This window comes from Pseudomonas sp. LBUM1658 (assembly GCF_059716055.1).
On sequence record NZ_CP166798.1, the window covers coordinates 1,722,622 to 1,749,415 of the forward strand.

Here is a 26,794-nt window from a genome sequence, read left to right on the forward strand (position 1 = left end):
ACGGCATGCAGCAGTTGATTGAATCGGTGGGCGCGCTTTCTCCCGAGAAACGCAAGGCGCTGGCGATTCTACTGGGCAAACAGGGCATCAACCTCTATGGCATTGCCCCGATTTTTCGGCGCAGTGCCGGTGAGCCCCTGTTGCTTTCCTATGCTCAGGAGCGGCAGTGGTTCCTCTGGCAAATGGAGCCGGACAGTCCGGCCTATCACATCCCGACCGTCCTGCGTTTGCGCGGGGCGCTGGATCTGCAGGCCTTGTACGCCGGCTTCGATGCGCTGATCGAGCGCCACGAAAGCCTGCGTACCGGCTTCAGCCCCGACGAGCAGGGCAAGGTCCTGCAGTGGATCAAGGCGCCCTTTGCCCTGGAACGGGTGGTGCAGGACGTCGCGGGGATCGATGAGGCGCAGCTCAAGGGGATTATCCAGGCGCAAATCGCCCGGCCATTCGATTTGCAGCGCGACCCGCTGCTGCGCGTGAGCTTGCTGCGCCTGGCCGACGACGAGCATGTGCTGGTCGCGGTCCAGCACCATATCGTTTCCGATGGCGGGTCGATGCAGGTGCTGGTCAGCGAGTTGATCCAGCTGTATGCCGGCCTCAGCCGGGACGAGGCGGTAGAGTTGGCGCCGCTGCCAATCCAGTACGCCGACTATGCCCTCTGGCAGCGCAACTGGATGGAAGCCGGCGAGCGTGAGCGGCAATTGGCCTATTGGGCCGAGCGCCTGGGTGGCGAGCAGTCGGTGCTGGAATTGCCCCTGGATCATTCACGTCCGGCGCTCCAGAGCTATCGGGGGGCCGGCCTGGATATCGTCCTCGAGCCGCTGTTGAGCAAAGGCTTGCAGGACCTCGCCCGGCGTGAAGGGGTGACCCTGTTCATGGTGTTACTGGCGTCGTTCCAGACCCTGCTGCACCGCTACAGCGGCCAGGGCGACATCCGCGTCGGCGTGCCCATCGCCAACCGTAACCGCAGCGAGACCGAAGGGCTGATCGGTTTCTTCGTCAACACCCAGGTGCTGCGGGCCGAGATCGACGAGCGCATGCTCTTCAGCGAACTGTTGCAGCAGGTCAAGCAAACGGCGCTGGAAGCCCAGGCCCATCAGGACTTGCCTTTCGAGCAACTGGTGGAAGCCTTGGCGCCGACACGCAGCCTGAGCCGCAGCTCGTTGTTCCAGGTGATGTTCAACCACCAGACTGCCACTCGCTCCAACGGTGGGGCCACGCAGTTGCCGGGGCTGAGCATCGAGGCCATGGGCTGGGACAGTCATGCCGCGCCGTTCGACCTGACCCTCGACACCCATGAATCGGAAGGGGGACTGTCGGCGTCGCTGGTGTATGCGACAGACCTGTTCGAAGCTTCGACCATCGAGCGTTTGGCCCGGCATTGGCAGCGCCTGCTGCAAGGCATGGTCGCCCAGCCGCAACAACCTATCGGCGATCTGCCGATGCTCGGTGCGGATGAACTGCTGCAACTCGAGGCGAGCAACGCGCTGGCGACCATGGATTTGCTGCCGGTGCATCAGCGCTTTTCGCAGATGGCCCGGCAGCAGCCGGAACATCTGGCGGTGCGTTGTGACAATGAACAACTAAGCTATGCCGAGCTGGAGTCCCGGGCCAACCGACTGGCCCGGCATCTGCTTGCCGAGGGCGTAGGGCCTGAAGTGCGGATAGGCGTGGCCCTGCCGCGTAGCCCGGAGATGCTGGTGGCGATGCTGGCGGTACTCAAGGCCGGCGGTGCCTATGTGCCGCTGGATGCCAGTTACCCTCGCGAACGCCTGGCCTACCTGATAGAGGACTCGGGGATCGCCTTGCTGCTTAGCGATTCGCGGTTGCGCCAACAGTTGCCACTGAGCACCGGCCTGCGTTGTCTGGCGCTCGATAGCCTCGATCTCGGCCATCTGCCGGACAGCGCACCGCAAGTCGCGTTGCAGGCAGAGAGCCTGGCCTATGTGATCTACACCTCGGGCTCCACCGGCCAACCCAAAGGGGTCTGTGTCGCCCACGGTCCGCTGGCCATGCATTGCCAGGCCATCGGCCAGCGCTACGCCATGGGCGAGTCCGACTGCGAACTGCACTTCATGTCCTTTGCCTTCGATGGCGCCCATGAACGCTGGCTCACTCCGCTGACCCATGGTTCGAGCCTGCTGCTGCGCGATGACAGTCTGTGGAGCCCGGAGCAAACCTTGCTCGCGATGCACCGCCACGGCGTCACTGTGGCGGCGTTTCCGCCGGCCTATCTGCAACAACTGGCTGAACAAGCCGAAGTGCAGGGCAATCCACCGCCCGTGCGGATCTACTGCTTCGGTGGCGATGCGGTGCCCAACGACAGTTTCGAGCGAGTCCGCCGCGCCCTGGCGCCGGAACACATCATCAACGGCTACGGCCCGACCGAGACGGTGGTTACCCCATTGCTGTGGAAGGCCGATCGCAACACCTCGTGCGGCGCGGCCTATGCGCCAATCGGTACGCGGGTCGGCGAGCGCAGCACCTGGGTCCTGAGTGCGCAGCTCAACGTGCTGCCCCAAGGCGTGACCGGTGAGTTGTACCTGGGTGGTTATGGTCTGGCGCGAGGTTATCTCGATCGCCCGGGGCTGACTGCTGAACGTTTTGTCCCGGACCCCTTCGGCGAGCCCGGCGCCCGTCTGTATCGCAGTGGCGACCTGGTGCGACTACGCCAGGACGGGGTGTTCGATTATCAGGGGCGGGTCGACAATCAGGTCAAGGTCCGTGGCTTTCGTATCGAACTGGGAGAAATCGAGGCGCGGCTGATGGCCCAGGACTCGGTGCGCGAAGCGGTAGTGCTGGCCCAGGACGGTCCGAATGGCGCGCAACTGGTCGGCTACGTCGTACCCACCCAGGCTATCGACGCTGCCGGGCAGGGGCCATGGCGTGAACAGCTGCGCAGCTGCCTGAAGCAAAGCTTGCCCGACTATATGGTTCCCGCCTGGCTGCTGGTGCTTGAGCGGATCCCCCTGACACCCAACGGCAAGCTCGACCGCAAAGGCCTGCCCAAACCCGACGCGAGCCTGTTGCAACAAGCTTATGTGGCACCGGTCAGTGAACTGCAGCAGCAAGTCGCTCAGGTCTGGGCCGAGGTGCTGAAGCTTGAGCGAGTCGGTCTGACTGACAACTTCTTCGAGTTGGGCGGGCATTCGCTGCTGGTGACCCAGGTGGTATCGCGGGTCCGCCAGGCGCTGCAGCTGGAGGTGCCGTTCAAGGCGCTGTTCGAGCACAGCAGCCTGGGGGATTTCACCGACTATCTGGCCCGGGCCAGCCATCAGGAACAGTTACCCACCATTGCCCCGGTGCCCCGCGGTGAACCGCTGGCGCTGTCCTATGCGCAGGAGCGGCAGTGGTTCCTCTGGCACATGGACCCGAGCAGCTCGGCCTACCATATTCCGACCGCATTGCGCCTGCGCGGCAGCCTTGACCTGTCTGCCCTGCAGCGCAGTTTCGATGCGCTGATCGCCCGCCATGAGAGCCTGCGCACCTGCTTCTTGCACGACCCCCAGGGCACCCGGCAGATTATCCAGGCGCCGTTCGCGCTGCAGATCGAGCATCAGCAGATTGCCGCGGACACTGACGATGCCGCGCTCCAGCGGCTGGTCGAAACCGAGATCGGCCGCAGTTTCGATCTGCGCCAAGGTCCGTTGCTGCGGGCCAGATTGCTGCGCCTGAGGGAAGACGATCATGTGCTGGTGCTGATCGAGCACCACATCGTTTCCGATGGTTGGTCCATGCAACTGATGGTCGAGGAACTGGTCCGGTTCTACGCCGCTTACCGCAGCGGCGAAACCCCAGACTTGCCGCCGTTGCCGATCCAGTACGCCGACTATGCCCTCTGGCAGCGCCAGTGGATGGAGGCGGGTGAGCGCGATCGGCAACTGCTCTATTGGCGCGATCAATTGGGAGGCGAACAGCCGGTGCTGGAGTTGCCGCTGGATCATCCGCGTCCGGCTACTCAGAGTTATCGCGGCGCACGCCTGGACATTGCCCTGGATGGCGATCTGAGCGATGCATTGCATGTCGTTGCTCGCCGCGAAGGCGTGACCCTGTTCATGCTGCTGTTGGCTTCGTTCCAGACCCTGTTGCACCGCTATAGCGGGCAGGGCGATATCCGCGTCGGCGTGCCCATTGCCAACCGCACCCGGGTCGAGACCGAGTGTTTGATCGGCTTTTTCGTCAACACTCAGGTCATGCGCGCCGAGCTCGATGGCGGCCTGGCGTTCAATGCACTGCTGCAACAGGTCAAGCAGGCCGCCCTGGGTGCCCAGGCCCATCAGGACCTGCCGTTCGAACAGCTGGTGGAAGCGTTGCAACCGGAACGCAGCCTGAGCCGCAGTCCGTTGTTCCAGGTGATGTTCAATCACCAGGCCGCTACCCGGCGGAACATAGAAATCCGCCAAGTGCCGGGCCTGAGCATTGCCGAGGTCAACTGGGACAGCCTCATGGCGCAGTTCGACCTGACCCTCAATACCGAGGAATCGGTGGATGGCATTCATGCGTCCCTGGTCTATGCCAGTGACCTGTTCGAGGCTTCGACCATCGAGCGCATGGCCGGGCATTGGCGCACCTTGCTGCGGGGCATCAGTCAGCAGCCACAGCAGCGCATCGGTGAGTTGCCGATGCTTGATGAGGCCGAGCGTAACCAGACCCTGGCGCAATGGAACAAACCTCCGATAAGCCAGCCACTTGAGCAGCCGCTGCATCGTGTGATCGAAGCCCGGGCACACAAGACACCGCAGGCCATTGCGCTGACCTTGGGCGAGCGCCACCTGAGTTATGCCGAACTGAATCAGCGGGCCAACCGCCTGGCGCACCGCCTGATCGAACTGGGCGTCGGCGCCGATGTGCTGGTCGGCCTTGCCGCCGAGCGCTCGATCGAGATGCTGGTGGGGCTGCTGGCGATTCTCAAGGCCGGTGGCGCCTATGTGCCGCTGGACCCGCAATATCCTGATGAGCGTTTGCGTTACATGATTCAGGACAGCGGCATCAAGCTGCTATTGACCCAGCCAGGCCTGCTCGAACGCCTGCCGATCGACGAGAGTCTGTCGACCCTGCTGCTGAGTGCCGATGACGACTGGCTGCAAGGCAGCAGCGAGGCTGATCCGCAGGTCGAGGTCGATGTCGCCAATCTGGCGTATGTGATCTACACCTCCGGCTCTACCGGCAAACCCAAAGGCACGCTGCTCGCCCACCAGAATGTGCTGCGGCTGTTCCAGGCCACGGAAGGCGGGTTCGATTTCAACGCTGAGGACAGCTGGACGCTGTTCCACTCCTTTGGCTTCGACTTCTCGGTCTGGGAAATCTTCGGTGCGCTGTTGTACGGCGGCCGGTTGGTGATCGTGCCCCATGAAATCAGCCGTTCGCCCGAGGAGTTTTATGCACTGTTGTGCCGGGAGAAAGTCACGGTATTGAATCAGACGCCGTCGGCGTTCAAACAATTGCTGCAGGTCGCCTGCGAGCCCGGGCAAAGTCTGCAGCCGTCGTTGCGCTATGTGGTGTTCGGCGGTGAGGCGCTGGAGATCAACAGCCTGCGGCCCTGGTTCGAGCGCTTCGGTGAGCAATCGCCGCAGCTGATCAACATGTACGGCATCACCGAAACCACCGTGCATGTGACCTATCGCGCGCTGACCCTGGCTGACCTCGACGGTGACTCCAGCAGCCCCCTCGGCGAGCCGATCGCGGATCTGTCCTGGTACGTGCTCGACGGCGATCTGAATCCGGTTGCCAGAGGCTGCATCGGTGAACTCTATATCGGCGGCGCCGGTCTGGCGCGGGGTTATCTAAAGCGTGCCGGGCTCAGCGCCTTGCGCTTCATACCCGATCCATTCGGCACTCGCGGTGAGCGCCTGTATCGCAGTGGCGATCTGGCGCGCTACCGGGCCGATGGCACAGTCGAATACATCGGTCGCATCGACCACCAGGTGAAGATTCGCGGTTTCCGCATTGAACTGGGCGAGATCGAGGCGCGCTTGCTGGCGCTGCCCGAGGTTCGGCAGGCGGTGGTGCTGGATCGCCCCGGGGCGAACGGCCCGCAACTGGTCGCTTACCTCGTCCCATCAGAGCCGCTGCAGGTATCCGACCAGGGCCCGTGGCGCGAGCAGATCCGCCTGCAACTCAAGGCGCAGCTACCCGACTACATGCTACCGGCGCATCTGTTGCTGCTGGAAAACCTGCCCCTGACCGCCAACGGCAAGCTCGATCGCAGCGCATTGCCCGAGCCCGATGCCAGCCTGATGCAGCAAGCCTATGTGGCACCGCGCAGTGAGCTGGAACTGCAGGTGGCGGCGATCTGGGCAGATGTGCTGAAGCTTGCACGGGTCGGCTTGACCGACAATTTCTTTGAATTGGGAGGTCACTCCCTGCTGGTGATAAACATTGTGTCGCGCATTCAACTTGAGCTCGGAATGAAGCTGGTCCCGCAAACGATATTCCAGTACCCGGTCCTCGGCGATCTGGTGGCGCAACTGCAAGAAAACGGCGAACAGGTCACGGCCTCGAAACTGAGTGCCCTGGAAGACCTGCTCGACGAAATGGAGGAAGCGTGAATGGACACTAACGTCGCGACGCGAATTGCCCGACGCTTCATCACCCTGCCACTGGAGAAACGCAAGGAATACCTGCTGAAGATGCTGGCCGAGGGCGTGTCACCGGCCAACCTGCCGATCCCCGAGGTGCAGTCGGCGTTCGAGGAGATTGCGCTTTCCTACGCCCAGGAACGCCAATGGTTTCTCTGGCAGCTGGAGCCGGGCAGTGCGGCCTATCACATCCCCATGGCCCTGCGACTGCACGGCGCCCTGGACTTCCAGTCCCTGCAGCACAGCTTCGATAGGCTGATCGAGCGTCACGAATCCCTGCGTACTTCATTCAGCCACACCGAGCATCGGCCCCAGCAGATCATTCAGGCAGCGTTCGCCCTGACCATCGCCCGGCAGACCCTGGCGGCCGATACCAGCGAGGCCGAACTCAAGGCCTGCGTCGAGCGCGAAATACAGCAGCCGTTCGACCTGGAGCAGGGGCCGTTGTTGCGGGTCAAGCTGCTGAGTCTGGCGGCCGATGACCATGTGCTGATCCTGATCCAGCACCATATCGTCTCCGATGGCTGGTCGATTCAGTTGATGGTCGACGAGCTGATCCGGCTCTATGCCGGTTACAGTCGTGGCCAGCCGATCGAGCTTGCGCCCCTGCCGATCCAGTACGCCGACTATGCGCTGTGGCAACGCAGCTGGATGGAAGCCGGCGAGCGTGAGCGACAGCTGAGCTATTGGCTCGAGCGCCTGGGGGGCGAGCAACCGGAGCTGGCGTTGCCGCTGGACCGGCCGCGTCCGGCGCTGCAGAGTTATCGCGGAGCGCGGCTGGATATCGTCCTCGATGGGGCCCTGAACAACGCACTGCTGGAAGTCGCCCGACGCGAGGGCGTAACCCTGTTCATGCTGTTGCTGGCGGCGTTCCAGACTTTGTTATACCGCTACAGTGGTCAGGGCGATATTCGCGTCGGCGTGCCGAATGCCAACCGCAACCGGACCGAGACCGAGCAGCTGATCGGCTACTTCGTCAACACTCAGGTACTGCGTGCCGAGCTGGATGGGCGTCTGCCGTTCAACCAGCTGCTGCAACAGGTCAAGCACACCGCGTTGGGCGCCCAGGCCCATCAGGACCTGCCGTTCGAACAACTGGTCGAGGCCCTGGCACCGGAGCGCAGCCTGAGCCGCAGCCCGTTGTTCCAGGTGATGTTCAACCATCAGACTTCCGCCCGCCAGACCGGGTCGGCGCTGCAATTGCCGCAGTTGCGCGTCGAAAGCCTGAGCTGGGACGCCAACCTGGCACAGCTGGACCTGACCCTGGAAACCCACGAGTCGCCGGACGGCCTGGCGGCGGCATTGATCTACGCGACCGACCTGTTCGATGCCGCGACCATCGAGCGCATGGGTCGGCACCTGCTGGCATTACTGCAGGGTATAGTCGCGCAGCCGCAGCAATCCATCGCCGAACTGCCGATGTTGAGTGCCGCTGAGCGACGAGTGATTCTCGAGGACTGGAACCACACTGGCACTGATTATCCGCTGGACCTGAGCGTCCAGCAGTTGATCGAAGCGCAAGTGCTGAAAACCCCGGATGCACCGGCGCTGGTATTTGCCGGCGAGGTGCTGAATTACGCGCAACTGAATGCCCGGGCCAACCGCCTGGCCCACAAACTGATCGAGCAGGGTGTCGGCCCGGACACCCTGGTCGGCATTGCCGTCGAGCGTTCGATCGAGATGGTGGTCGGCCTGCTGGCGATTCTCAAGGCCGGTGGCGCTTATGTGCCGCTGGACCCGGAGTATCCGCCGGAGCGCCTGCGCTACATGCTCGAAGACAGTGGCGTCGAGTTGCTGCTGACCCAGGCGCACTTGCTCGCGCATCTACCGCTGTGCGCCGGCGGGCAGACCCTGGTGCTGGATCAGCCAGGCGATTGGCTGCAAGGCTATGGCGAGCACAATCCGCAGGTGGCCGTGGCCGGCGAGAATCTGGCCTATGTGATCTACACCTCCGGCTCCACCGGCAAACCCAAAGGCGCCGGCAACCGCCATTCGGCGCTGACCAACCGGCTGTGCTGGATGCAGCAGGCGTACGGGCTGGACGGCAGCGATGTAGTCCTGCAGAAAACCCCATTCAGCTTCGACGTGTCGGTCTGGGAATTCTTCTGGCCACTGATGACCGGCGCGCGGCTGGTGGTCGCTTTACCGGGTGATCATCGGAACCCCGGGCGGCTGGTCGAACTGATCAAGCGCGAGCGGGTCAGCACCTTGCACTTCGTGCCATCGATGCTCCAGGCCTTCCTGCAGGACGCCGACGTCGCCAGTTGTAGCGGCCTCAAGCGGATCATCTGCAGCGGCGAAGCCTTGCCGGTGGACGCCCAGCAACAGGTGTTCGCCAAGCTGCCGGCAGCGGGTCTGTTCAATCTCTATGGTCCGACCGAGGCCGCCATCGATGTGACTCACTGGACCTGCGTGGAGGAGGGCCGCGACAGCGTGCCGATCGGCCAGCCGATCGCCAACCTGGGGTGCTACATCCTCGACGATAATCTCGAGCCGGTGCCGGTCGGCGTGCTGGGCGAGCTTTACCTGGCGGGCGCGGGCCTGGCGCGGGGTTACCATCGGCGTGCGGCCTTGACCGCGGAACGCTTTGTGGTCAGCCCCTTTGGCCACGGCGAGCGGTTCTACCGCACCGGTGATCTGGCGCGTTATCGCAGCAATGGCGTGATCGAGTATGCCGGGCGGATCGACCACCAGGTCAAACTTCGCGGCCTGCGCATCGAGCTGGGGGAGATCGAGGCGCGCCTGCTGGAACACGACAATGTGCGCGAAGCCGCGGTGCTGGTAGTCGACGGCAAACAGCTGGTGGCCTACCTGGTGTTGAACGAGGAGCCACAAGGTTGGCGCGATACTCTGGCTGCTCATCTGCAACAGCAGCTGCCCGAGTACATGGTTCCGGCGCAATGGCTGGTGCTGCCGCAGATGCCCCTGAGCCCCAATGGCAAGCTCGATCGCAAGGCCTTGCCCAAGCCGGATGCGGCTGATCTGCAGCCGCATTATCAGGCGCCTGGTAATGCTCTCGAACAGCAGTTGGTGGAGATCTGGCAGGCTGTGCTGGGGCTGGCCCAAGTCGGCGTGACCGATAATTTCTTTGCCCTCGGCGGTGACTCGATTATCTCCATTCAGGTGGTTAGCCGGGCCCGCCAGGCGGGTCTGCGTTTTACCCCCAAGGACCTGTTCCAGCACCAGACGGTGCGCGGGTTGGCGACAGTCGCCCAACTCGACGATGGCGTCTTGAGCATCGATCAGGGGCCGGTCAGCGGCAGCACGCCGCTGCTGCCGTTCCAGCAACTGTTCTTCGACACCGAGATCCCCGAGCGTCATCACTGGAACCAGTCACTGCTGCTCAAACCGTCCGAGCCGCTGCACGGTGAACTGCTGGAGCAGGCCTTGCAGGTGCTGGTGCGTCAGCATGATGCGCTGCGTTTGTCATTCAACCAGGGTGCCGATGGCTGGAGCGCCCATTACCTAGGGCTTGACCCCGTGCAGCCCTTGCTCTGGCAGACCGCCCTGGACGCTGGCAGCGAAGTCGAAGCGGCCTGTGAAGAGGCCCAACGCAGCCTGGATCTTGCCCAGGGTCCGCTGCTGCGCGGCATGCTGCTGAACCTGGCCGATGGCAGTCAGCGCCTGTTGCTGGTGATCCATCACCTGGCGGTGGACGGGGTGTCCTGGCGGGTGCTGCTCGAAGATTTGCAGAGCACTTATCAGCAATTGCAGGCCGGACAGCCGCTGAGACTGCCGGCCAAGACCAGCGCCTTGAAAACCTGGGCCGAGCAGTTGCAACAGCATACGGCGAGTCTCGCCGGTGAATTGCCCTGGTGGCGCGAGCAATTGCTCGAAACCCCGACGGACTTGCCGTGGGACTACCCCGAAGGCAGCCTGCGCAACAGTCAGGCGCTGAGCGTGCGCAGCCACGTGAGCCGGGCACTGACCCGGCAGTTGCTGCAGCAGGCGCCGGCGGCCTACCGGACCCAGGTCAACGATCTGCTGCTGACCGCCCTGGCGCGAGTGATCTGTCGTTGGACCGGGCAGGCTTCGACCCTGATTCAGCTGGAGGGCCACGGTCGCGAAGAGCTGTTCGAGGGCATTGATCTGAGCCGCACCGTGGGCTGGTTCACCAGTCTCTACCCGGTCAAACTGACGCCGACGGAACAGTTCGCCAGCTCGATCAAGCAGGTCAAGGAACAGTTGCGCTCGATCCCGAACAAGGGCATCGGCTTCGGCGCCTTGCGCTATCTGGGCGATAAACAGACCCAGGCCGCCCTGCGTGAGTTGCCGAGCCCGCGCATCACCTTCAACTACCTCGGCCAGTTCGACACTCAGTTCGACCCCTCGGCGCTGTTGGTCCCGGCGGCAGAAAGCGCCGGACGCGAGCAGAGCCCGCTGGCACCGCTGGGCAACTGGCTGGAACTCAATGGCCAGGTTTACGCTGGCGAGTTGAGCCTGGGCTGGACCTTCAGTCGCGAGATGTTCGACGAGGCGACCATCCAGCGTCTGGCCGACGACTACTCGGCAGAGCTGACGAGTTTGATCGAGCATTGCTGTGACCCGGTCAACAGCGGGGTGACGCCTTCGGACTTTGCCCTGGCGCAGTTGAGTCAGGCGCAACTGGATGCCTTGCCGGTGCCGGTGGCCGAGATCGAGGACATCTATCCGCTGTCACCGATGCAACAGGGCATGCTCTTTCATACCTTGTCCGATGACGGCGACGACCTTTACGTCAACCAGATCAACCTGCCGGTCGAGGGGCTTGAGGTCGAGCGTTTCCGCCGGGCCTGGCAGCACGTGATCGGGCGCCACGCCATCCTGCGCACCTCGTTCCATTGGCAGGGCGGCCAGACCTCACCGATCCAGGTGGTCCAGCGTCAGGCCGAGGTCGACTTGCGGGTCCTCGACTGGCGTGATCGCCCGGTCGATCCGGCGCAGCTTGCCGAGTGTGCCAGGGAGGAGCGCACCCGCGGTTTCGAGTTGAGCCGGGTGCCGTTGCAGCGTCTGGTGCTGATTCGTACTGCTGAAGACAGCCACCAATTGATCTGGACCAGCCACCATATCCTGATGGACGGCTGGAGCAGTTCGCAGCTGTTCGGTGAGGTGCTGCAGCATTACGCCAGTGGCCAGGTCAGCGGTGAAAGCGGGTGTTACCGCGACTTCATCGAGTGGCTGCAAGCCCAGGACCAAAGCCGCCTGGAACAGTTCTGGAGAGGTCATCTGCAGACCCTGGCCGAGCCGACTGCGCTGAGCCAGGCGATGTACCCGCGCCATAGCGCAAATTTGGCGGGGCATGAAGCGCTCTACACTCGCTGGAACGCGCAACAGACCAGCACACTGCAGCAACATTGCCGTGCCCAGGGAATCACTGCCAACACCTTGATCCAGGGTGCCTGGCTGCTGGTCCTGCAGCGGTTCACCGGCCAGCACAGCGTGGCCTTCGGTGCCACGGTCGCCGGGCGTCCGGAAGGGCTGCCCAATGCCGACAGCATGCTCGGCCTGTTCATCAACACCTTGCCGGTGATCCAGACCCTCGATCCGGCCCAGCGCCTGAGCGATTGGCTGGCCGGGCTGCAAGCCTACAACCTCGACCTGCGGGATCACGCCCATGCGCCGCTGGCCGATATCCAGCGCTGGTCGGGCCAGGGTGGCCAGGCGTTGTTCGACAGCATCATCGTGTTCGAAAACTACCCGATCGATCGGCGTCTGGAGGAAGCCAAGGGCGGCTTGCGCTTCGGTGCCTCGGCCAACCATGACGTGACCAACTTCCCGATGGACCTGGCGGTGCATCTGAACGAGGAACTGTCCATCGAGTACCTGTTCCTGCGCGACTGCTTCAGCGTCGAAGCGGTGGAGCGGATTCGCCAGACCATGGAAGTCACCCTGCAATCGATGCTCGACGCGCCCCACGAGCGCCTCGGCAATCTGCAGCGCCTGGCGCCGCAACAATGGCAGGCCTTGCAGCAGTGGGGAGCGGAACCGGCCCAGGTGCATCAGCGTCAATGGCTGCCGGCGCTGATCGCCCGGCATGCCGAACAGCGTCCGCACGCGGCAGCGGTGGAATGCGCCGGGCAGGTCTTGAGTTATGCACAGCTGGAAATCCGCGCCAATCGCCTGGCCCACCACTTGATCGCTTGCGGTGCCGGTCCCGAGGTGCTGATCGGCGTCGCGCTGGAACGTTCGCTGGACATGCTGGTGGCGCTGCTGGCCGTGCTCAAGAGCGGCGCGGCCTATGTACCACTGGACATCGATTACCCGCCCGAACGCCTGGCATTCATCATCGAGGATTCGGGCATGGCGCAGATGATCAGCCGCGGTCAGCTGTGCCAGCGCCTGCCGCTGCCGGCCGAACTGCCGCTGCTCGATCTGGATGGCTTCGACGGTGCGAGTTATCCACAGGACGAACCGCGGGTGCGGGTATCCGATGACAGTCTGGTCTACCTGATCTACACCTCCGGTTCGACCGGTGTACCCAAGGGCGTGGCAGTCACCCACGGGCCGTTGAGCATGCATTGCCAGGCCATTGCTGAACTCTATGAAATGGACCAGAGCACCCGCGAGCTGCACTTCATGTCGTTCGCCTTCGACGGAGCTCACGAGCGTTGGCTGACCACCCTGGCCTTCGGCGGCACCCTGGTGCTGCGGGACAATGAGCTCTGGACCCCGGAGCAAACCTGTGAGGCCTTGCAGCGCGGTGCTATCGACATTGCCTGCTTCCCGCCGGCTTACCTGAAGCAGGTCGCCGAGTATGTCGAAGCCAGCGGCGTAGCGGCACCGGCGGTGCGCATCTACTGCCTGGGCGGCGACGCCGTGCCCGAGCAAACCCTGGAACAGGTCAGGACCATCCTGCGCCCGCGCTATATCACCAATGGCTACGGCCCGACCGAAACCGTGGTCACGCCGATGCTCTGGAAGGCGCCGAACGAGGAACCGTGCGGCGCCGCCTATGCCCCTATCGGGCGGGTGGTCGGTCAGCGCTCGCTGTGGGTCCTGGACGACGATCTCAACCCTTTGCCCGCCGGGCTGGCGGGGCAACTGCATATCGGCGGTTATGGCGTCGCCCGGGGTTATCACGGGCGCCCGGCGATCACTGCCGAGCGTTTTGTGCCGGATCCGTTCGGTGCGCCTGGCAGCCGCCTGTATCGCAGCGGCGATCTGGTGCGGCTGCGCGCCGAAGGGCTGCTGGACTATGTCGGGCGCGTCGATCATCAGGTCAAGGTGCGGGGCTTTCGTATCGAACTCGGCGAGATCGAGGCCTGCCTGCGTCTGCAGGAGGGAGTCAGCGATGCGGTGGTGATTGCCCGCGACGGCTTGGGGGGCAAGCAGTTGATCGGCTATGTGGTCAGCGACGGCGATGCCGGCCAGGGCGATCGGCTCAAGGCCGAGTTGCGGGCGCGGCTGCCTGACTACATGGTACCGCTGCAGATCATCTGTCTGGCGCGGATGCCGATTTCGCCCAACGGCAAGCTCGATCGCCAGGCCTTGCCGGAGCCGCAATTGCAGACCGCACAGTACCAACCACCGCGCACTGCCGAGGAGCGATTGCTGGCAGAGATCTGGGGCGAAGTGCTGCAGGTGGAGCAGGTCGGTATCAGCGACAATTTCTTCGAGTTGGGCGGGGATTCGATTCTCAGCCTGCAAGTCATCTCGAAGGCGCGCAACCATCCGCTGCTCAAGCTGGATATCAAGCTGCGCGACCTGATGCGCTATCAGACCATCGGCAATCTGTTCGACCAGCAGCTGGTGGCTCATTCCAGCCAGGCCCAGGACCAGACCCAGGTCGCCCGTGAAGGCAGCTTCCCGCTGATTCCGATCCAGGAATGGTTCTTCGCCGAGCAGATGGACCAGCCGCATCATTTCAACCAGGCGTTGATCCTGCGCTCGCGTCAGGCGCTGGATGCGGTGGCACTGGAGCAGACCCTGTTGTGCATGCTGGCGCAGCACGATGCACTGCGCCTGCGTTTCGTCCGCGATCAAGGCGGATGGTCGCAGCACTATCAGGCGCTGGACGAGTGCCTGCGCCAGGCTCAGGAGACGCCGCTGCTTTGGGTGCATCAGGTGGCCGACAAGCACGAACTTGAAGTGCTGGCTAACCAGGCCCAGCGTAGCCTCGACCTGGAGCGGGGGCCGCTGGTACGTGGCCTGCTGGCGACCTTGCCGGATGGCGAGGCGCGCCTGCTGCTGGTGATCCATCACCTGGTGATCGACGGGGTGTCGTGGCGAGTGTTGCTGCAGGACCTGCAAGTAGCCTACGACGCCTATTGCGCGGGGCGCGAGCCGCAATTGCCGGTGCGCACCAGCAGCTTCCGCGACTGGGCAGAAAACCTCAGCGGCCATACCCGGACCCTGATCGACCAGGAACTGGGCTACTGGCTCGAGGCCCTCGATCAGCCGGGCAAGGAACTGCCGTGCGACAACCCGCGGGGGAAAAACCTGGTGCGCCACCGGGCCGAAGCGACCATGCACCTCGACGAAACCTATACCGCGCAGTTGCTCAAGCAGGCGCCGGCGGTCTACCAGACGCAGATCAACGACCTGTTGCTGACGGCGCTGGGCCGGGTGCTGTGCCGCTGGAGCGATGAGTCATCGGTACTGGTGCAGCTCGAAGGCCATGGTCGCGAGGATCTGTTCGAAACGCTGGATCTGAGCCGGACCATGGGCTGGTTCACCACCATGTTCCCGATTCGCCTGGCTCCGCAGCTGAGTGCTGACATCGGCACTTCGATTGTCGCGGTGCGTGATCAGTTGGGCAGTCTGCCGAACAAGGGGGTCGGTTACGGCGCCTTGCGTTATATGGCCGGACCCGAGCTGAGCCAGCGATTGGCGGCGTTGCCCCAGGCACGGGTGACGTTCAACTACCTCGGGCAGTTCGACCAGAGCTTCGATGAGCAGGCGTTGCTGCTGCCGGCCGATGACAACATCGGCGACAGCTACAGCCTGGATGCCGGCATGGCCAACTGGCTGGAGCTGGTGGGGCAGGTGTTCAACGGTCGGCTGTCGTTCCGCTGCATCTACAGCACCCGTCGCTATCGCACCAGCACCGTCGACAGGCTGATGGAAGATTATCAGGCGGAGTTGCAAGCGCTGATCGAACATTGTCTGGTCCAGACTGCCTGACGCTCTTTTAACTTTCGATTGAGGGGCGGCCCGTGTGGCCGCCCCGGGATGCATTTCATGTCATTGAATCCAGAAATCGCGGCCTTTCTCGACCTCGTCGACGCGAATCAGACAGGCGACTCCATGGCCTTGCATCGGCAGACGCCGGAGCAGGCGCGGCAGGCGTTCGAGCAGTCTTCGGCGCGGATGCGCTGGCCGGCGCCTGGGGTCGATTGCCTCGACCTGAATTATCCGACCCGCGATGGCAGCTCATTGCCAATGCGGCTTTATCGACCCTTGGGGGAAAGCCAGGAAACCCTGCCGGTGCTGGTGTTCTTGCATGGCGGTGGCTTTGTCGTCGGCAGTCTCGACTCCCACGATGGGGTCTGCCGCGAATTCTGTGGGCGGACCCCCTGTGCGGTGCTCGCGGTGGAATACCGGCGAGCGCCGGAGTACAAGTTCCCGACCGCTGTGCACGATGCCGCCGATGCCTTGCTCTGGCTGGCTGTAAACGCCGAAGGACTGGCGCTGGATACCGATCGGCTGGCCTATGGCGGCGACAGTGTCGGCGCGACGCTGGCCACCGTCCTGGCCATCGAGGCCGCCGCCGATCCTTCGGCACTCAAGCCCTGCCTGCAATTGCTCTGCTACCCGGTGACCGACGCCTCGCGGCGCAGCGAATCCATGGAACTGCTGAGCGAAGGTTATCTGCTGGAAAGCCCGACCCTGGAGTGGTTCTACGACCACTACGCACGGACTCCCGAAGACCGCGATGACTGGCGTTTCTCGCCGTTGCTCGCACCAGACCTGCAGGGCGTGGCACCGGCCTTCATTGCCCTGGCAGGCTTCGATCCATTGATCGATGAAGGGCGCGCCTACGCACAGCGACTTGCGATGCAGGGGAGTGTGGTGGAGTGCCGCGAGTACGGCGGTCTGGTCCACGACTTCCTGCGTATGCCGATGGTGACTGCCGAGGTTGAAGCGGTTTACCGGGAGCTGGCCGAAGTACTGCACCGGGCGCTGTATCCGAAACATTGAAAACAACTGCGCAGGTAAAGAGCCGGAGCGGATTTATCCCCTCCGGTTTTTTTGGGCCCGGCCTTGGCGCCGGGCTTTGTCGTTTTAGCTGTTCAGTCGATGTTCCAGGCACAAAAAAAGCGCACCTGACAACAGGTGCGCTTTTTCCTTCATGGCTCGTTCAGCCAGAACTCAGAAGTTGTACTTGAAGCCGGTCATGATATTACGTGGTGCGCCATAGACACCCTCGGCGTAGACGCTGGAGTAGTACTCACGGTCGAACACGTTGTTCACGTTGACCGAGGCGCTGAGGTTTTTCGAGATGTCGTAACGGGCCATGAGGTTGGTAACCGCATAGCTGCCCTGCTCGTAGTAGTGCAGGTTTTCGCCGGTCTTGCTCTGCCAGTTCACACCACCACCTACAGTAAGCTTGTCCAGCATGCCGGGCAGGCGATAGGCGGTGAACGTCTTGAGCATATGGCGTGGAAGGTTGGTGACGATGCGCTGGTCTTCGGAGTTGGTGGTGACGCTGTAGGCATAACCGGCAGATGCCTGCCAGCCTTCTGCCAGCTCACCGTTCATTTCAAACTCGACACCTTCGGTGCTGGTGCTTTCCTCGGTGATGTACGCCATGGTGTCCGACTGCCATACCGCGAGGTTGTCCTGTTCCAGCTTGAACAGGGCCAGGCTGGCGTTGAGTTTTTCGTCGTAGAAACTGCCCTTGATACCGACTTCGTAACCCGTGCCTTCCAGTGGAGAGAGGGCTTTGCGGTTGACGTCGCGAACGTAGGAAGCCTGCGGGTTGAAGATCTTGGTGTAACTGGCGTACAGCGACCAGTTGTCGTCCAGATCGTAGACCACGCCGGTGTAAGGAATGAAGACGCCGCTTTCCTTCTCTTCGACGGTGGTGGTGCCTTGCCCGTAAATGTTGGTATCGGTGTCGCGTTTCCAGTCGGTCAGACGGCCTCCGAGAATCACGCTCAGATCGTCGGTAACGTGGAAGCGCGAGGTCAGGTAGGCGGCGTATTGCTTCTCTTTGATGCTGCCTTTGCCAACTATCGGTGTGGCGGGTTTCGGCGCGTCGCCGTTCCAGCTCCTATAGTCCGGAATCTGGAAGCCATAGTCCCACAGCCAGTCGTTATAGTTCGGGGTGTTCTCTTCATAGTCGGTGGCGGTGACGCCGAGGATCAGCTCATGTTCGCGACCGAACGCCGAGAACGGCCCGGTCAGGTAGGCGTCGATGTTGTCCTGGCGCGGTGTGCCCGACCAGCGCACGGGCAGCAGCACGGCGCCGGAGCCGGTGGCCTGGTCGAGGCTGCCGATGGTGTAGGAAAAGAACTCGTCGAATTTGTTTTCGGTGTGGCCGTATTCGATCTTGCCGCTCCAGCCGTTATCGAATTGATGTTCGATGGAGGTGAAGTAGTTGGTCTGGTCGTGGTCGTTGTAGGCCCAGTTCGGCGCCGGGTTGAGCGAGCGCTGCATGTGGGTTTTGTTGCCATTGCTGAATTTGGTCTGGTAACCCCCGCGCAGCGGCGCATCGACCTGGGTCTTCTGGTAGCTGAAACCGGCGGTCAGCATGGTCGATTCGCTCAGGTCGAATTCGGTGATGCCGTAGATCAGCTGGGAGTCCTGCTTGAAGCGATCGACCCAGGATTGCTGGTTCTTGTAGTCGACCACCAGGCGCCCGCGAACATTGCCGCTTTCGGTCAGTGGTCCGGAAACATCGAAACCGCTGCCGTAGCGATCCCAGCTGCCGGCTTCACCAGTAATGCTCGCCTGTGCTTCAGCGGTAGGACGCTTGCGGATCAGGTTGATGGTCGCCGATGGGTTACCCATGCCGCTGATCAGGCCGGTGGCGCCGCGGACGATTTCCACACGGTCGTAAATGGCCGCGCTTTGAGTGTAGTTATCGAGGCGGGTGGAGGTCGGTACGCCGTCGATCTCGAAGTTCTGGATCTGGAAACCGCGGGACCAATAGGTGTCGTTCTCGGTGCCCAGGCCCAGGCGGGTCACGGTGACGCCCGGGGTGGCTTCGAGGATATCGGTCAGATTAGTGAGTCGCTGGTCATCCAGGCGCTGACGGGTCATTACGGTGACCGACTGCGGGGTCTCTTTCTGCGTCAGGTTGAGCCGGGTCGAGCTACTGGACGAGTAAGTGGTGTACAGGCCGGTGCCTTCGGTGGTGGATCCCGGCGCCTTGCCGGAGATAGACACCGCGCCCAGTTCCACGGCGCTGGAAGCACCCGCGACCGGGATCAGCGAGACCGTGCTGCCGGTCAGTTCAAAGGTAATGCCGCTCCCCAGCAGCAGTGTGTTGAGCGCTTGCTCAGGCTCAAGGTTCCCGGCAACCGCGGTGGATTTGATGCCCTTGACCATGTCCGGACTGTAGAGGATCTGCAGGTTGGCTTGTTGCCCCAGTTGCTGCAGGGCGCTGGCCAGCGACTGCGCGGGAATATTCACCTCGACCGGTGCTGCCTGCACTTCAGAGACCCCGAGCAACAGTAGGGTCAACAGAGCGCCCGGCAGGACTGCTCTGCGAGATTTTTGCCGGTGGATCGCCTTTGCCAGAGGTGTGCGGGACAGGGAAGGGCTTTGCATTGCTCTAAATGCTCCTGAAGCGAAGTGTGCAGTTTTTTAGTTAATGATAATTATTATTAGACGCAACACGTTCGTGAAACCGGAAAAAATAAATCCACAAACGTTGAATCGGTGCTACCGCGCGGTCACGGAACCATGCCGGACCGCGCTTTCAGCGGTTCAGGCCGGGCTCAGCGCCGTGACCACCTGACCGGCCTCCATGCGCACCAACTGGTCGGCGACATCGAAGTAGCGGTCGTCGTGGGAGATGACGATGATGGTCTTGCCCAGGCGTTTCAGATCCGGGAGCAGCTCGGTGTAGAAGATCCGGCGGAAAGTCGGGTCCTGGTCGGCCGCCCATTCGTCGAACACCAGCACCGGGCGCTCTTCCAGCCAGGCGTTGACCAGTGCCAGGCGCTTGCGCTGGCCGGTGGAGAGGTCGGTGGTGGTGAAACTGCCGCCTTCGACGCTGACCTTGTGGGCGATCTCCAGGCGTTGCAGGTACTTGTTGGCGTCTTCGGGGATGTGCTGGTCGCCTTGCACCACGTCATCGAACAGGTAGTAGTCGGCGAAAATCGTGGTGAACAACTGACGGTAATCGTCGCGGTTCTCGGCGTCGATGCGGTGCCCGTTGAGATGGATTTCTCCCTGCTGCGGCGGATAGAGACCCAGCAGCAACTTGATCAGGGTGGTCTTGCCGCAGCCGTTTTCGCCGACGATAAAGATGATTTCGCCTTGTTCGATCTTCAGGTTCACCGGCCCCAGGCGAAATGCCTCGCTGCCCGGTACAGCGGGAAAGGTGTAGCTGACGTTGCGCAGTTCCAGGCTATGCACTGATTTGGCCTGGCTGCCCTGGTCATCCAGCAACAGGTGCGGCTCGGGGGAAGAGAACTGCTCGGAGAGTTCGGCGATCCGGCGAAAGGCGATCTGTGCCCGGCTGACAATCGGCAGGGTGCCCACCAGATGTTCCAGCGGGCCTTTCATGTACAGCAACACCAGCACGAAGCCGCTCATTACCGTCTTGTCGGCGCTGGGCCAGAAGGATTGCAGGGCCAGGGCCAGACCGATGACAACGAAGAACAGCATCGAACCGAAGGTCTTGGCGATGACGAAGGTGTTGATCGAGCGGATCTGCGTATTGCAGATGAAGTCGGCGGTGGCCTTGATCCCGGAGACGAACATGCGCTGGCGACGTGGCCGGTGGATACGCAGTTCCTTGGCGCCTTCGGCAATGGCGTTGTAGTGCTTTTGCAACTCGTCTTCGGCGTCCCGGGCGGCCATGAAACCCTGGATACCCCGGCTTTGGGCGAAGTACTGAATGCCCGTGCCAATGATGATCGCCACGACCATCATCAGAAACATTGGCCACGACAACATGGCCAGGTAGCCCATGCAGCCCAGGGTCACGGTCAGGGAAATCGCCAGCGGGGCGAAGGCGAAGGCGAAATCGCTGATGGTGTCCACGTCATGGGTCAGCACCGGGATCAACCGATGGCTGCGATAACGCTCGATCTGTTCGATGGGCGCCGAGAGCACCTTTTCTCCCAGTTCTTTGCGCAGCTTGGCAATGATGTGCTGGCCGACGTAGTTGGTACCGATGTCCGAGCAGATCGAACTGAACAACGCCAGCAGACACAGGCCGGCAAACAGCGCCACGACTCCCTGGGTCAGGCCGCTTTCCGAGTGCAGGGCAGTGTTGATGGTTGCCAGTAACACGGTAACGCTCAAGCCGCCGACCATGCCGAGAATGATCGACAGCGCGACGACTAGCCGAAAGGGTTTGAGGAGGGTGAACAATTCATGAATTGCACCGCGCGTAGGCTGGGTCATGAGGGGACAGTTCCTTGGGTCGTAGAGGCAGATACCCAGTAGAACGTCTGGTCAGGCGCTTAATTTAGAAGGCCGCCGATTGGCGGCGACCTGTATGCAGGGGCGGGCGGGATTATAGTCTAGAGCTCACGTATAACGCGAAAGCCGATCCAGTCTCCGCGGGTTTGCGGATAGATGTTGTTGCGGTTGCCCGAGCGGGAAAACACCGGCGCTTCCCCCCAGTCGTTGCCGCGAATCTGCAGCGCTTCACATCCAGGCTCGACCCATGCGCTGCCATCGGTTGGCGCGCCGACGTAGTTGGCGTGCTCGCAGTCGGCGATCCACTCGTAGACGTTGCCGTGCATGTCGTACATACCGAATGCGTTGGGCGGATAGCTGCCGACCGGCGAGCTGAAGCTGTAGCCATCAGTCGGGCCATAGGTGTTGGCATGTTTGGCGATGCTGTACTCGGTCCCTTCATCGAAGGGGAACGGGAAGGGGCCGCTGGAGCCGGCGCGGGCGGCGTACTCGCGTTGAGCCTCGCTGACCATTTGATAGTTCTGCCCGGTTTTTTTCGACAGCCAGGCGACATAGGCCTGTACGTCTGCGAAGTCCATGCAGACTGCCGGCTGGCGCGGGGCCTGTGCATAACGGGGCTTGCTGGCCACACATTCGCGGCCTGGCCGGGTATCGCCGTCGGCAATCCTGACCCCGGTTTCCCGCACATAGCGCTCCCATTCACCGGCGGTGATCTGAAAGCGGCTCATGGCGAAAGGTCTGGCGAAGGTCACTTCATGCATCGGACCCTCGTCAGGCTCGCGGCCGGCTTCGCCGTCCGGAGTGCCCATGGTGAAGGTGCCGGCAGGCAGCACGACCATTTCCGGGCAGTCCTTGCAGTCCTTGAACACTTTGCCCGGTTGTGGCGGTGCGGTCGCCATGGCGGTGCTCGGCAGCAGGCCGCCGAGCAGGGTGCTGAAGGCCAGCGCGGCAAGCGCCTTTAAGGCAAGGGTGTGCGGGCGGGAGGTGAGCGGGTCATTGGTCATGAGTCATCTCGATCAAGGGAAATGGCATCCTGGAAAGCTTCAAGGAATCAAAGTCTATTGCTCAGCAAGGCCATGAAGCGGTCGACCTCCGCTTCGCTGTTGAGCAGGCCCGGAGCGGTCCGGATCACTGGGCCGACATCGCGCTCCACGGCATCGACTACTACCCGGTTCTGCATCAGATAAGCCGCTACCTGGTCGCTGTCCTGATCCTTGATCCGGAAGAAGCTGAAACCGGCCGACAGCTCGGGACTGAGGGGCGTCACCAGTTCGATCCGCGAATGTTCCTGCAGGCGATGCTTGAGGTAACTATTGAGTTGATGAATACGTGCCTGAACCTCGGCCTTGCCCAGTTGCAAATGCAATTTGAAGGCTTCGTTGAGGGCCCAGCGATGCTCGAAGGCGTGGTAGCCGCCGGGGGACATGCTGGTGGCGAAGTTGTTGTCTTCGGAGAAGGTCGGCTCACTGGGGGTGAGGTATTTCAGCTCCTCGAAGCGCGAGCAAACGATGCCGGTACCGCGCGGGCCGAACAGCCACTTGTGGGTGCCGGCGATAAAGAAGTCGCAGTTCATTTCCGGGAAGCTCAGGTCTTCGACGCCAAAGCCGTGTACACCGTCGACGACGTACAGCAGCCGGTCCTGGTCGTCACGATCACGGTTGTGTTCGTCCACCAGTTTGCCGATCTCTGCCAGCGGCAGTTTCACCCCGCTGCCCGAGTGCACCCAGGTCATCCCCAGGACCCGGGTTTCGGGCCGGATATTGCGGCGGATCGAGTCGAGCACCTCATCGGTCGACAGCTGTTGCGGGTCCTTGAACAACCTGATCTTGCGCACGCGGGTCTGCTGCTTCTGCGCTCTGAACTCGAGAATGCTGTGGGTCGAGTAATGCTCGTGTTCGGTGGTGAGGATCTCTTGATCCGGGCGCACATGAATCCCGCCATAAATCATCGCCAGGCCTTCGGTGGTGCTGCCGGTCAGGGCGATTTGCCCGGGTTTGGCCTGCAGGTACTGGCCGGCCCGGTTGCGGACCTCGGCTTCGTGCTTCCAGGTTTCTTCGCGGTCCCAATCCATCGCCAGGCCCGGGTTGCGGTCGAGCCAGGCGCGGTGCAGGTCGATGGCTTCACGCACCGGCCTTGGGTGGGAGGTGACCAGAAAGTTCGAGAAGTGGATGTAGTCGGGATCGAGCAGGAACAGCTGGCGCAGTTGCGCCCATTTGTCCTTGGACAGTGCTTGCAGGGTGTCGGCCATGGCCTGGCTGTTGATCCCGGCACCGAGGGGCAGGGCGGCGGCCAGGATCCCGGCCTGTTTGAGAAAGGTTCGACGATCACTCATGGCTGTATTGTTCACTTGGCAGAAGTCAGGGCGGGTTTGGCGGCTTTCTGCACCTGATCCCAGACCCGCAGGAAGTTTCCACCCCAAAGCTTGGCGATATCCGCCTCGGAGTAACCGCGCTGGATCAGTTCGGCGGTCACGTTGCGAATCTGGCCGACGTTTTCCCAGTCCTTGACCCCGCCACCCTCGTTGAAGTCCGAGGCAATGCCAACGTGATCGATACCGATTTTTCTCACCGTGTAATCGATGGCGTCACCCAGGTCCTTGAGCGTGGCCTTGGGTTCCTCCTCGAGAATGCCGTAGAGCTCGCCGGCGTACTGGCCGAACTTCTGTTCCGGCCAGGCGGCGATGATCGGGTCACCGGGCATCAGGGCCATCGCCAGATTTGGCAGCGGTGGCAGGTCAAAGCGTGCGCGCAGGGCATTGAGCTTGTCCTGGGTCGGTTGGCTCAATGGCCGCAGGTAGGCCGAGAAGCCGACGATCTGCACCACGCCACCGCTGTTCTTGATCAGCTGCAACTCCTTGTCGCTGAGGTTGCGCGGGATGTCGACCGCGGCCCGGGGTGCCGAGTGCGAGGCGACCATTGGCGTGCGACTCAGTTGGGCAACCTGGGTCAGGGCCTGGGTGGACATTTGCGACACGTCAATGATCACCCCCAGATCGTTGAGCCGCTGCACTGCCTGTTTGCCAATGTCCGAGAGGCCGTCGAGGGCGTCCGGTGAGTCGTTGAAAAAGGGCAGCGGGCGCGAGGAGTCGGCCCAATCGTTGTTGCCGATATAGCTGAAGCCGAACATCCGCATGCCGCGTGCAGCCCACTTGTCCAGCAGGCTCAGGTCGTGGCCCAGCGGGTAGGCGTTGAGCATGCTGATGAAGATCGCGAACTTGCCTTCGCCGTGCAGGCGCCGGAAATCCTCCGGGGTGTAGGCGATGCCGACCTGGTTGGGGAAGTCGCGGACGATGCCGGAGATGATCTTGTAGCGAACCTCCTGCTGGTTGCGGGCCTCATCGACGAAACCGGCGGTAGGCTTGTGTGGGGCATTGGGGCCGTTCCACATTTCCGGCCAGCCGAAGATCGTCAGTGCCGCACCCGACAGGCGTCCACGGTTGGCCTTGGCCAGATCGAACTGCCCGGAACCGTCCTTGTCGACTTCGTTGCCCGCAGTGCCAAAATCCAGCGGCACGGTGATGTGGCTGTCGAAGGAAATCATCCGTTCATGCAGTTCATCAGCCTGCTTCATCACCCTGACCGGATAACCGGGGTTGTCCTTGAACCAGTAATTCCAGGCCAGCAGACCTGCGCCGGCGGTGACGGCCAGGGCCAGCGGCAGGCCGATATAAAGAGCCTTTTTCGAACGTGGTTTTGTCATTGCCATCTCAGTCAGGTTCGCCGTCGAGGTATCTGGGAAGAACGAGGAGAAGGCCTGGAAATTTAGGCTGGTCCCGGAAAGATCGCAGCCTGCGGCAGCTCCTACACCGATCGAGTGCAGTCGTGGATTTGCAGGCGAACACAAATCCGTAGGAGCTGCCGAAGGCTGCGATCTTTTTGCACCGCCCGCCGCGCTTAAATTTCCCCACCCAACAAACGTTCTAGCTTGGATAAAGCCAGCTTCATGGCTGACACAGGTAGGGCAATGACAATTTCTCGACGAGGGTTCATCGCGGGCTTGGCGCTGACCGGCGCCGCCGTGCCTGCGGCTTTTTATGCGCATCGCGAGTTGACGCGGGTAGACGAGACAATCACCCCGGGGGAGGCCACGGTCGATCTGGCGGACACCGCCGGACAGCATCTGGCGGACAGTCTGCGCGGCGTTTGGGAGATTCGTTTCGAGGGCCGGGATGCCGGTCTCGACGGCTTGCCGCTACACGGTCTGGAGCTGTTTCTGGATATCGCCCATCGTGGTCGCGGGCTGCGTGGCTATCTGGATAGTGCCGAACGCTTGCGAGCGTCCGACGAGCCGCGGTTCCGAGTCGTCGGAGATTTGCTGCAGGCCAATCCCGCCGAGTTGCATTGGCGACTGGTCAGCGTCGATAGCGCCGGCTCACCGGCCTACGAGTTCAATGTCAGCCTCGATGAAGTCTGGGCCGATTTCGGCAATGCCGGCAGCGCCACCCTCAGCGGGCGGATCCTGCGCCTGGATCGGCCCCTGGGTCTGCCCGAGCTGGACAATCGATTTGTCGCCACCAAGCGCCGCTTCCCCGAAGCCCGTGAACGGATTGCCCTGAACCCGGGCTTTCGGGCGTGGTTGATTTCTCCCGAGCACCGACTGTTCCATCAGCTCTGGCATGCTTCGCGGGACAAGTGGCACAACCTTTCCGAAGAGCAACGCGGCGCACTGCGCGGCATTGGCTGGCAGCCCGGCCCGCGGGACCGGGAGCGTGACGCCCGGGGGCCGCGCAAAGACCGCAACGGCTCGGGGATCGATTTCTTTTTCATGCACCGGCACATGCTCGGCACCGCACGCTCGATGCAGGACTTGCCCTCCTGGCCGGACTTTCCCGTGCCGCAGCCGGAGCTTGAACGCGACCGGCAGGGTTTCGCGCGATATTTCGACAACCACGACGGTTTTGCCTTGCCACCGACCTGGCTGGCCGAGGGAGATACCGAGTACAGCCAATGGGTCCGCGATATCAAGGCGGCCGAGACCTATCACAGCAATTTCCAGGTGTGGGAGTCGCAGTATCGCGATCCGCGTTACCTGGCGAAACTGACCCTCGGCCAGTTCGGCTCGGAGGTCGAACTGGGCCTGCATGACTGGTTGCACATGCGCTGGGCCTCGGTGCCGCGCGATCCGTCGAACGGCGTGCCGGTGCCGTTTGCCCGCGATCCTTCGGACTTCGCCGCGCGCTGGTACTCGGCGGAAAACGACTTTCTCGGCGACCCGTTTTCCTCCCACGTAAACCCGGTGTTCTGGCACTTCCACGGTTGGATCGACGACCGTCTGGAAGACTGGTTTCGGGCCCACGAACGCTTCCATCCCGGCGAGCTCAGTCGACTGCAAGTCAACGGCGTGCCCTGGTTCGCACCGGGACGCTGGGTCGAAATCGCCGACCCTTGGCTGGGGCCGACCACCCATGGATGCAGCACCACTCCGGGCCTGCAGGCTGGCAAGTCGGTGGAGATGGATCCGGAGACCATGAAGCTGGCGCTGCGCATCACCTTTGGTGATGAAAAGAAAGTCGCTGACCTGTTGCGCAAGGTGCCGCAGAGGCCGTGGTATGCACGGAATATGAAGGTCAAAGGGCGTCAGTTGTAAATCGGCAGGTCGACCGCGTTATCGTTCTTCGCGAGCAAGCCCGCTCCCACACTCGATCTCCTGTGTTTCGCAGATAATGTGCACACCGACGATCTGATGTGGGAGCGAGC

9 protein-coding genes are annotated in these 26,794 nt (G+C 62.5%); 4 read left to right on the forward strand and 5 right to left on the reverse strand.

Translation table 11 applies throughout. The annotated features are described in order from the left end of the window. Window positions 1-5 precede the first annotated feature (5 nt). From ACA064_RS07855 to ACA064_RS07865, 3 genes are read left to right on the forward strand one after another with little or no spacing between them, the layout of a single operon-like run. Window positions 6-6,545 (forward strand): amino acid adenylation domain-containing protein, encoded by a 6,540-nt coding sequence (locus ACA064_RS07855; protein WP_497672862.1) that lies wholly within the window; start codon window positions 6-8, stop codon window positions 6,543-6,545. Further along, a complete protein-coding gene (locus ACA064_RS07860) occupies window positions 6,546-15,677 on the forward strand; it encodes an amino acid adenylation domain-containing protein (protein WP_497672863.1) in 9,132 nt (3,043 codons plus the stop codon). Between the two features lie 57 nt (window positions 15,678-15,734). Beyond that, a complete protein-coding gene (locus tag ACA064_RS07865; protein WP_497672864.1) occupies window positions 15,735-16,694 on the forward strand; it encodes an alpha/beta hydrolase in 960 nt (319 codons plus the stop codon). A 171-nt stretch (window positions 16,695-16,865) separates the two neighbouring features. Here ACA064_RS07865 and ACA064_RS07870 read toward each other — a convergent pair whose 3' ends face one another. The 5 genes from ACA064_RS07870 to pvdM all read right to left on the reverse strand — a co-directional run bounded on the left by ACA064_RS07870 (window position 16,866) and on the right by pvdM (window position 24,797). Beyond that, the gene (locus ACA064_RS07870) at window positions 16,866-19,271 is read right to left on the reverse strand and encodes a TonB-dependent siderophore receptor (protein ID WP_497672865.1); all 2,406 of its coding nucleotides are present in this window, start codon (window positions 19,269-19,271) and stop codon (window positions 16,866-16,868) included. Between the two features lie 159 nt (window positions 19,272-19,430). After that, a complete protein-coding gene (locus ACA064_RS07875; protein ID WP_497672866.1) occupies window positions 19,431-21,080 on the reverse strand; it encodes a cyclic peptide export ABC transporter in 1,650 nt (549 codons plus the stop codon). Between the two features lie 119 nt (window positions 21,081-21,199). Further along, the gene (gene pvdO / locus ACA064_RS07880) at window positions 21,200-22,102 is read right to left on the reverse strand and encodes a dihydropyoverdine dehydrogenase (RefSeq protein WP_497672867.1); all 903 of its coding nucleotides are present in this window, start codon (window positions 22,100-22,102) and stop codon (window positions 21,200-21,202) included. A 47-nt stretch (window positions 22,103-22,149) separates the two neighbouring features. After that, complete coding sequence (gene pvdN, locus ACA064_RS07885) at window positions 22,150-23,430, reverse strand: pyoverdine-tailoring periplasmic protein PvdN (protein ID WP_497672868.1); 1,281 nt, start codon at window positions 23,428-23,430, stop codon at window positions 22,150-22,152. 11 nt (window positions 23,431-23,441) lie between these two features. Further along, on the reverse strand, window positions 23,442-24,797 hold the full coding sequence (gene pvdM / locus ACA064_RS07890; protein WP_497672869.1) for a pyoverdine-tailoring dipeptidase-like protein PvdM: 1,356 nt from the start codon (window positions 24,795-24,797) through the stop codon (window positions 23,442-23,444). Window positions 24,798-25,061: 264 nt separating this feature from the next. Here pvdM and pvdP point away from each other — a divergent pair, with 264 nt between their 5' ends. After that, complete coding sequence (gene pvdP, locus ACA064_RS07895; RefSeq protein ID WP_497672870.1) at window positions 25,062-26,684, forward strand: pyoverdine maturation tyrosinase PvdP; 1,623 nt, start codon at window positions 25,062-25,064, stop codon at window positions 26,682-26,684. Window positions 26,685-26,794 lie beyond the last annotated feature (110 nt).

Bases quoted from the DNA above. Each gene is read 5' to 3' on its own strand.
- pvdP (WP_497672870.1), top strand. From the start codon at position 25,062: ATGACAATTTCTCGACGAGGGTTCATCGCGGGCTTGGCGCTGACCGGC.
- ACA064_RS07865 (WP_497672864.1), top strand. From the start codon at position 15,735: ATGTCATTGAATCCAGAAATCGCGGCCTTTCTCGACCTCGTCGACGCG.
- ACA064_RS07855 (WP_497672862.1), top strand. From the start codon at position 6: ATGCAGCAGTTGATTGAATCGGTGGGCGCGCTTTCTCCCGAGAAACGC.
- pvdO (WP_497672867.1), bottom strand. From the start codon at position 22,102: ATGACCAATGACCCGCTCACCTCCCGCCCGCACACCCTTGCCTTAAAG.
- pvdN (WP_497672868.1), bottom strand. From the start codon at position 23,430: ATGAGTGATCGTCGAACCTTTCTCAAACAGGCCGGGATCCTGGCCGCC.
- ACA064_RS07875 (WP_497672866.1), bottom strand. From the start codon at position 21,080: ATGACCCAGCCTACGCGCGGTGCAATTCATGAATTGTTCACCCTCCTC.
- ACA064_RS07870 (WP_497672865.1), bottom strand. From the start codon at position 19,271: ATGCAAAGCCCTTCCCTGTCCCGCACACCTCTGGCAAAGGCGATCCAC.
- pvdM (WP_497672869.1), bottom strand. From the start codon at position 24,797: ATGACAAAACCACGTTCGAAAAAGGCTCTTTATATCGGCCTGCCGCTG.
- ACA064_RS07860 (WP_497672863.1), top strand. From the start codon at position 6,546: ATGGACACTAACGTCGCGACGCGAATTGCCCGACGCTTCATCACCCTG.